Here is an 8,660-nt window from a genome sequence, read left to right as displayed (position 1 = left end):
CGGTCGCGAAGGCGCCGTAGCTGTGGCCGCCGTGCCCGATCCGGTCCATGTCGATGACGCCGAGCGCGTCGACCGCCCGCATCGCGGCGTACATCCCGTCGACCATGTTCGAGATGTAGTAGTCGTTGTAGTTCTCGCCCACGATCGGGATGTCGGGATAGACGATCGCGTACCCCTGCGTGAGCCAGATGTCGGACCAGCGCAGCCAGGTCAGGTTCGTGTACGCATTGTGGTTGCGCGCGCGGATCGTCGCGTTGTCGAAGTCGTCCTCGCTCCGGTATTCGCGGGGATAGGTCCAGAAGACGGCCGGCACCCGCGTGCCTTCGACGTAATCGACGGGGAGCGACACCCGCCCCTGGATCTCCAGCCCGTCCCGGCGCGTGAACTCGAAGTCGATGCGCCGCGCGGCGGTGAGCTGCGGGAACGGATCTACGTTCCGCGTCAGGTTCTCCATGTCCCCGCCCCGGGTCCACAGGTAGCTGTCCGGGAACGTGTTCTTCCCTTCCCGGCTCACGACCATGCGCTCCAGGTCGGCGTCGAGCGGGACGAGCGGCTGGTCGAAGCTGTTCCGCGACCCCTCGAACAGGCGCTCCGTGGCCCCGTCGGGGATCGACAGCCGGTCGACGAAGGGCTGGGGCCGGAAGTCCTCCTTCCACCCGTCGCCGCGCAGGTAGGCGCTCGTCCCGCCGGAGGCCACCCAGGCGTACTCGATGCCGTTCCCGGTTCGGGCCGTGAGAAGGTCGCCCGGCAACGCGACGGCGTCTCCCGGATCGTGGAACGGAACGAGGGTGTGTCCCTCCGGGTCGCCACCCCCCAGCGCGTAGTGCACGAGCGCGGCATCGCCATCCCGCCGCACATCGGCGAAGGCGTGGCGGCCGTCCACGGAGTAGGCGACGTCCGAGATCCGGTCCTCGCTCGTCGCCACGACCTCCGCATCTCCATCGAACGGCGCGCGCAGCAGCATGATCCGGTCGGGACGGTCTTCGTCCCCACCCGCCGCGCCCTCCCCGGCCTCCGTGTCCTCCTCGGCCTCCGCGCGCTGCAGGTAGGAGATCCCGCTCCCGTCCGGACGCCACGTCCAGTCGCGCGGGTCCCCGTCCGATCCGCCGCCGCGCGCGCTCTCCCGCAGTTCGCGCTCCTCCAGCGTGGCGAGCACGTCGCCGCTCTCCACTTCGATGACCTCGGTGACGCGCGGGAAGCCGGTGTAGCTCGCGATATAGGAGAAGGGACGCGTGAGGCGGGTGGCGATCACATGACGTCCGTCGGGACTCACCGACAGCGACTCCCACATGCCCGGCTCGCCGACCGGCCGGGGCGACCGGCCGGGCGCCAGTTCCACGATCTGGCTGCGCGTGTAGTGCTCGAACAGGTCCGCGCCGTGCGCGTCCTCCAGCAGGAAAGGCATCGTGCGCGTCGGCGTCGCCTCCGCCCGCGTGTGGCGGATCGTCGGCCCCGACGGCAGCGCCGGAGCCGGCGGCGAGGATCCGCGGTCCGCCGGTGCCGCCAGCGTGAGGAGAGAACCTGAAGCCGTCCACTGCAGCATGCGCGAGGGCGCGGATCCCTGGCCCCGCGACGAGGTCCCGATGGAGCTGATCACATGGACGTCGCCGGCCGGCGTCACGCTGCCGTCGGCTGTATCGGCGATCCACGCCTCCGTGCGCTCCTCGAGGTGCGCGAGGAAGGCGAGCCGGGATCCGTCCGGCGACCACATGAGGTCGCTCACGTAGATCCCCTCGGGAAGGTCTACGTCGACAAAGGCGCGATCGCTCAGCGAGTAGAATCGAAAACCGTACAGACCGTAGATGTCGAGGTGCCAGGGACGGTCGGCGCGCGCCCGGATCTCCAGCATTCCGAGGCGCAGCGTCTCCTCCCCCACCTCGGCCAGCGTCGAAAGCTCCGTGGAGAGCGGCACGACAAAGTGATCGCCATCCGGGCTGACCTGGTCCAGCGTCGCGTAGTTGGGGTCGGTCGCGAAGAGATCCTGCACCGTCGCGTCGGGCAGGATGTACCCCCGCGAGATATCGAGTCCGGCCTTCTCCTCATCCTGAGCGGCCAGCGGTGGAGGCGCGGCGTCAGCCGACGCCAGAGCGAAGAGGACGGGAAGGCAGCGGAAGATCCTCATCATCGAACTCCTGAAACGGGTTGCGAACTTTCGCCGTTTACACGTACAGGTCGTTTACGCGTACAGGTCAACGTATCGATCCGAATGGTGATCGAAGGAATATGACGAACGTAACGAAGTTCTGCTTGTGCCTCACGATAGGGGTGGGCCTGGGGTGCGGGGCCGACGCCGCGCCGTTGCCCGAGGCGCACGCCGCGGCGATCCGCGACAGCGTGGCGGCGGCGATGCAGGAGTTCCGAGACCTCGGGACGGCGGCGGACTGGGAGGCCGCCGGCGACTTCTACTCCGAATCCCCGAACTTCCGCTTCTATGAGAACGGCGTGCTCCAATATCGGAGCGCGGCGGATGTCCGGGCCGCATTGGGAGCGTTCCCTCCGGGGATGCGCATCGAGACGGAGTACCGGGATACGGATGTCGTGGCGCTGGCGCCGGGCCTCGCCCAGGTCCGCGCCCGCTTCGAGAGCACCATCACGGGCGCCGACGGGTCCTCCTTCGGTTTCGACGGAGCCGTGACGATGATCTGGGCACACGAGACCGGAGGGTGGCGCATCCTGAGCGGCCATTCCTCGGCCCCGGTTCCGCGCGGAGGGTAGCCACATGCCGGACGGGACTTCTCCGGAAACCGGCACTGGGCCCCGGGACGCCGTCGAGTCGCTCATCCGGCGGGGGATGGCCGCGCGACGGGAGGACCGGCCGGACGAGGCGATGCGGCACATGAAAGCGGCCGTCGCGCTCGCCCGTCGCGGCGAGGATCCGCTCGCGCTCGCCCGCGCCCTTCACGGACAGGCGAATGTCGAACGGGACAGGGGGCGGCTCGATGCGGCCATGCGCCTCTACCTCGAAGCCGTCCCGCTCTGCCGGCACGGGGACGACCGGCTCGTCCACGCCCACACGGTGCGCCACCTGGGGGATGTCCTCCGGGAGATGGGCGATCTCGACAAGGCGGGCCGATGCTACGCGGAGGCGCTGCCGCTGTACCGGGCGGATCCGGCCGCCCCGCCGCTCGATGCGGCCAACGCCGTGCGGTCCGCGGCCATCCTGTGCGAGGCGCTCGACGAGCCCGACCAGGCCCGCCAGCTGTGGCTCGAGGCCCACGGCCTGTACCGGGAGGCGGGCGTCGAGGCCGGCGTGTCCGAGAGCACGGCCCACCTCGAACGCCTCGGCTGAAAGTCGCCGGGGGCGACGCCCGACGCCCCTCCGTCTTGCCAGAACCGAACGTTTCGACCACCCTGAATCGGCTGCGCGGTGTCGATCCGCCGCGAGGGAAAGTTCCGAGGAGGGCGTGCAAATGCTGCGGAATCACGGTCTGAATCGTCGGGCGTTTCTCAAGAGCACGGGAGCCACCGCCGTCCTGGGCGCCGTGGGCGCGCGTTCGGCGCTTGCGAGCGAGGTGGCCGCGACCGATGTCGCCCCGGCCGGGCTCGGCGTCGCCGGCGAGGAATTCGACTTCGACGAAATCTACGACCGGCGCGGCACCGACTGCGTCAAGTGGGACCGCGCCATCGAGCAGTTCGGCCCGGATCTTGAGGTCGGCATGGGGATCGCGGACATGGACTTCCGCGCGGCGCCGTGCATCACCCGGGCGATCGCCGAGCGCTCCGCACACGAGAACTGGGGCTACCAGCACCGCGACAGCTCCTTCACGGACGCCGTCGTGGCCTGGAACCAGCGCCGCTACGACCTCGACATCGACCCCTCGACCATCGTCTGGACGAGCGGCGTCCACCCCGGAATCATCGCGGGGCTGCACACCTTCGCGCCTCCGGGCAGCCGGGTCCTCATGACGACGCCGACCTACAACGGCTTCTACTCGGACCTGCGCTTCGCGCGGAACGTCGCCGAGGACAGTGAAATGAAGGTCGTCGACGGCGTCTACGAGATCGACTGGGACGACTTCGAGCGCCGCGTGCAGCGGGTCCACGCCTTCATCCTCTGCAACCCGCAGAACCCGACCGGAAACTGCTGGTCGGCGGAAGACATGACGCGCATGGGCGAGATCTGTCTCGAGCACCGCGTGCCGGTGCTCTCCGACGAGATCCACTGCGATTTCGTGACGAAGGGACAGAAGTACACGCCGTTCGCCAGCCTCGATCCGAAGATCGTCGACAACAGCGTCACCTTCAAATCCAACAGCAAGACCTTCAGCCTCGCGGCAAACAAGGTCGCCTGGTACTTCTCGACCAACCCCTCCTTCATGACGCGCCTTCGCCAGTACACGCGGGCGGACCTCAGCACGCTGGGCATGTACGCCGCCCGCGCCGCCAATAACGAGGGCGATGAGTGGCTCGACCAGCTCCTCGTCTACCTCGACGGCAACCACGACCTCACCGAGTCCTACATTCGCGAGAACGTGCCGGGCGTGAAGTACACGAAGGCGCAGGGCACCTTTCTCGCGTGGCTCGACATGGGCGGGTTGATGGACCGCATCGATGCGCAGGGGAAGGCGGATCACGAGAACCGGACGGCCGCGGATCCGGTGTCGCCGGAGAGCATCCTGCAGCGCTGGCTCGCCGAGAATGCGCGCATCTATCTCAACAACGGACCCAGCTACGGGACCGGCGGCGAGAGGCACATGCGGATGAACATCGCGACCTCGCGCACGCTCGTGAAGCGCGCCCTGGACAACCTGTCCACCGCCGTGGCGGAGCTCTAGCGAGAGCCCGGCGGCAACAGGGAAGGCCACAGAGAAGTCCGGCATGACGCGCGCGGTCGCCTCCTTCGAGGTCACTGGCTGGGACCAGGGCGAACCGGAGTCCGGCGGCGGGGGGCCGACCCTCTCGCACGCCACGGTCCTGAAGCGGTTCGGCGGGGACCTCGTGGCGGAGAGCGAGGCCCGGCTCCTCATGTGTCAGGCGGATGTGGCGGATATCACCGCTGGAGCGGGCTACATCGCTCGCGAGGTCGTGCGGGGAGCGCTCGGCGGACGGGAGGGGACGTTCGTCATGCAGCACTGGGGGCTGAGCGCGAGCGGCCGCGAACAGACGGGCGGACAGATCGTGCCGGGTTCGGCGACCGGCGACCTGAAGGGACTGACGGGTTCCGTCGAGATCGCCGTCGACGGCGACGGAGCGCACACGCTGACGATCAACTACGAACTCCCGGACGCGTGAGGCGGCGGGCGACGCCGCGCCGCGGCATGACGCCTTGCTGCCCGCTTCCGGTTTTGACACCGTGACTTCAGTGCAGTACCGGACGAAACAGGCCGGCGTTTCTTTCCTGAGAGGGATAGTACGATGAAAAGATGGTCCATGATGCTTCCGGCGTTCCTCCTTGGCGCGATGCTGTCGGCGGTTCCCGCGCAGGTCGAGGCTCAGTTCGACGAGGTCGGATCGATCACCTTCCCGACCTCCGCGACGGGCGAGGCGCAGGAGCGCTTCCTCCGGGGCGTGGCGATCCTGCACAGCTTCGGCTGGAAGCAGGCGCGGGAGCAGTTCCACGCGGCACAGGAACTGGACCCGGACTTCGCGATGGCCTACTGGGGCGAGTCGCTCGCCTACAACCACCCGCTCGTTTCCCAGATGGACCCGACGGATCCGAGAAAGGCGCTGCAAAGGCTGGGCGAGACGCCGGCCGAACGCATGGCCAAAGCGCCGACGGACCGGGAGAAGGGCTTCCTGAAGGCCGTCGAGATCCTGTGGGGCGAGGCCGACCATACGGAGCGGCGCGTCGGATACATGGAGGCGATGCGCGACCTGTACGAGGCCTATCCGGAGGACCCGGAGGTCGCAGCTTTCTACGCGCTCTCGCTGCTCGGGGCGACCGCGGCGACGCGCGATCTGAGCCAGCGCTGGAACGTGATGGCGGGGGCGATCGCGCTCCGGCTGTTCAACGCGAATCCGATGCACCCGGGCGCGGCGCACTACACGATCCATTCCTTTGACAATCCGATCATGGCCCCGCTCGCGCTGGACGCGGCCTACGCGTTCGCGGACATCGCGCCGGCGGTTTCCCACGCACGGCACATGCCGACGCACATCTTCATCCAGCACGGGATGTGGGAACGCGTGTCCGGCAACAACCAGTCGGCCTACGACGTGGCGCAGGAGCTGTGGCAGCCCGGCGACGCGGTGGGCGACGCGGTGCACTCGCTCGACTGGGGGCAGTACGGCGACCTCCAGCGCGGCGACTACGAGAAGGCGCGGCTGTGGATGGATCGGCTCGCGGACATGGTCGACAACGAGGGCTTCGCGACGACGGGCGGGGCGCGGGGCGCGGCCGGCATCGCGCGGGCGCAGAACGCGGTCTCGCTCCTCAAGGCACGCTACATCGTCGAGACCGAGCAGTGGGAGACCCAGCCGGTCACCGAAGACTCCCCGGCGCATGAACTCCTCGCCACGGGACTCAGCGCCCACCGCATGGGCGACCAGGCGATCGTGACCGAGGCGGAGGCCGCCCTGAAGGAACTGTCGGACGGCGAGGGCTACACGCACGTCATGCACAAGCAGGTCGGGGCGCTCCGGCACGCCGCGATGGGCCATCCCGACGTGGCGACCGGTCTCATGGACGAGGCCGAGGCGGAGGTCATGAGCATGGCGCCGCCGCGCGGCTCCGCGAGCCCGGTCAAGCCCCTCCACGAACTCTACGGTGAACTGCTGCTCGAACTCGGGATGCCCGACAAGGCGGTCGAGAAGTTCGAGACGTCGCTGCTGCGAATGCCGAACCGGCCGCGTTCGCTCCTCGGCCTGGCCCGGGCGCACGCCGCCAACGGCGACGCGGTGCTCGCCGCCGAGGCCTACGCGAAGGTCGCCAACCTCTGGAGCGGCCTTGCGCACGCCGGCCTGATGGAGGCAGAGGCCTTCCTGAACGAGGCCGAGAGCGAGGGGAACCAGGGGAACCGGTAGCGGCTCTCCGCTCGCCCGGCCCCGCGGAGGGTCCCGGACCGGAATCGGCTCAGTAGAGTTCGAGCAGGTCCAGTATCGGGACCCTCAGTAGCGCCGACCGGCCCGTCCGGACCTTCACGAGCACGTCGAGGGTCTGGAGGGGCCGGAGTTTTTCGGCCGCGGCCAGCAGGTCGGGAGGGACGGCGATGTAGACCAGACCGTCCCCGGGGTCAGGGGCCCGCGCGAGCAGGAAGGGCTCTCCCTCGTAGAAGTCGATCCGCTCCGGTTCGGCCCGTTCCAGCGACAGAAACCGGACGGTCCATTGGAGGGTCGCGCCGGCATAGTCATCCGGGTTCGCGCTCAGCGCCGCGGCCGAGACGCCGGCCAGGATGCCGGCTTCGCCACCGGCGGCGTCGCTCGCCCCGAGCGCGGCCTCGCGTACCCAGCCCGAGCGGCGAATGCGGCTCCAGTCCCCCCGCTCCTCCAGCCGGTCGACGAGGAAGCCCTCGAGGAGCAGTCCGGTCACGGACCCGGCGGGTCCGGATCTGAGACGTTCGCCTCCCCGGCTGGCGATGACGCCGTTGTGGCCCTCGCGGGTGGATGGCGCGACCGAGCTGGACGGGACCCAACCCTCGATCTCCACCTCCGCCCAGATCCCTTCCGTACGCCTGAGGATAACCGGCGTGCGCAGCGCGAGTTCGGCCAGCCGGCGGCCATCCGCCATCCTCCGGAAGACCTCGCCGTCGATGACGACTTCGCGCAGCTGCGCGGCCACGGGGGGCGGCGCGTACGCACACGCCAGGACGACCGGCAGGAGAAGCCGGTGTCGCAGGCGACCGCGACGAGACGTTTTTCTGGTTAGGACCCGGTCCTCCACCTACATTCCCCGCGCCGCGACCCCGTCGCGAAACTCGCGAGTTGGGGCCATTTCCGTTCGAGATTCGACTCATCCAACATATGGAATCCGCGTCAACCCAGTGTCAAACAGACTGATCCTCGTCGTCGGACTCGCCCTGCTCGCCGCAGCCCCGGCGACGCTCGAGGCGCAGGCCGAACGCATCGACTCCCCCTTCCGCTGGCGCGAGAAGGGCTTCCGCGTCGGCCTTTTCGGGGGCCACCACGCGGGGAACCGGGGGCGGCTCGAGTTCGCCCAGGGACCCACCAACGTGGCGGGCGCCAGAATGCGCGTCCGGGCGTCGAGTCCCCTTTCTCTCGAGCTTGGGGCCACATACGGAGCGGCGGACCGATGGACGCTGGACGTCCTCGACCCGGCTGGACCGATGGTCGTCGACACCGTCGCCGCGGGCTGGCTGCGGGCCGACCTCGGCGCGCAAATCGGCCTCACCGGAGCGCGGACGTGGAACGGGATCCACCCCTACGGGCTCATCGGCGGCGGCTTCGTGTTCGGCGTCGACGAGGGCGCCTCCGAGTTCCTCGCCGACCAGGCGCTCGAACCCTTCCGGTACGACATCTCCACCGCTCCGCACATTTTTGTGGGGCTGGGGTTCGAGATCTTTCCGACGGAGACGATCGGGATCGGTTTCGAGGCCCGCGACTACCTGGTCCGCGTGACGTCTCCGGACGGATTCCTCTTCGGAACCACCCTGGACCTGTTCGAGGCCTCCGGAGCGCCGGCGCCGCAGGGTTCCGTGTGGGGCCACAACCCGGAGTTCAGCATCTCCATCTGGTACTACTTCTAGCTTTCGGTGGCGAAGCGC

8 protein-coding genes are annotated in these 8,660 nt (G+C 69.0%); 6 read left to right on the top strand and 2 right to left on the bottom strand.

Translation table 11 applies throughout. The annotated features are described in order from the left end of the window. Positions 1–2,122 (bottom strand): hypothetical protein (locus tag RN729_RS06960; RefSeq protein WP_310783070.1); only part of this gene is annotated, 2,122 nt, incomplete at its 3' end. A 101-nt stretch (positions 2,123–2,223) separates the two neighbouring features. On the opposite strand from RN729_RS06960, the gene RN729_RS06955 reads away from it, so the two are divergent. The 5 genes from RN729_RS06955 to RN729_RS06935 all read left to right on the top strand — a co-directional run bounded on the left by RN729_RS06955 (position 2,224) and on the right by RN729_RS06935 (position 6,963). Next, the gene (locus tag RN729_RS06955; RefSeq protein WP_310783068.1) at positions 2,224–2,715 is read left to right on the top strand and encodes a nuclear transport factor 2 family protein; all 492 of its coding nucleotides are present in this window, start codon (positions 2,224–2,226) and stop codon (positions 2,713–2,715) included. A 4-nt stretch (positions 2,716–2,719) separates the two neighbouring features. Then, positions 2,720–3,289 carry a tetratricopeptide repeat protein gene (locus tag RN729_RS06950; RefSeq protein WP_310783066.1) on the top strand — a complete coding sequence of 190 codons (570 nt, stop codon included), beginning with the start codon at positions 2,720–2,722 and terminating at the stop codon, positions 3,287–3,289. 121 nt (positions 3,290–3,410) lie between these two features. Continuing rightward, positions 3,411–4,775: an aminotransferase class I/II-fold pyridoxal phosphate-dependent enzyme gene (locus tag RN729_RS06945; protein ID WP_310783064.1), complete on the top strand. Its 1,365-nt coding sequence runs from the start codon at positions 3,411–3,413 to the stop codon at positions 4,773–4,775. Positions 4,776–4,818: 43 nt separating this feature from the next. Next, positions 4,819–5,232: a DUF3224 domain-containing protein gene (locus RN729_RS06940; RefSeq protein WP_310783062.1), complete on the top strand. Its 414-nt coding sequence runs from the start codon at positions 4,819–4,821 to the stop codon at positions 5,230–5,232. 123 nt (positions 5,233–5,355) lie between these two features. Beyond that, complete coding sequence (locus RN729_RS06935; RefSeq protein ID WP_310783060.1) at positions 5,356–6,963, top strand: tetratricopeptide repeat protein; 1,608 nt, start codon at positions 5,356–5,358, stop codon at positions 6,961–6,963. 49 nt (positions 6,964–7,012) lie between these two features. Here the strand turns inward: RN729_RS06935 and RN729_RS06930 are convergent, their stop codons facing one another. Further along, positions 7,013–7,717, bottom strand: coding sequence for a hypothetical protein (locus tag RN729_RS06930; protein WP_310783058.1), 705 nt, complete (start codon positions 7,715–7,717; stop codon positions 7,013–7,015). 202 nt (positions 7,718–7,919) lie between these two features. On the opposite strand from RN729_RS06930, the gene RN729_RS06925 reads away from it, so the two are divergent. Next, complete coding sequence (locus tag RN729_RS06925; RefSeq protein WP_310783056.1) at positions 7,920–8,642, top strand: hypothetical protein; 723 nt, start codon at positions 7,920–7,922, stop codon at positions 8,640–8,642. The last annotated feature ends 18 nt before the right edge of the window (positions 8,643–8,660 follow it).

The organism is Candidatus Palauibacter polyketidifaciens, from assembly GCF_947581785.1.
Lineage (GTDB): Bacteria > Gemmatimonadota > Gemmatimonadetes > Palauibacterales > Palauibacteraceae > Palauibacter > Palauibacter polyketidifaciens.
Note: the sequence above shows the minus strand (reverse complement) of the source record. Positions and strands in the feature narration are given on the sequence as shown.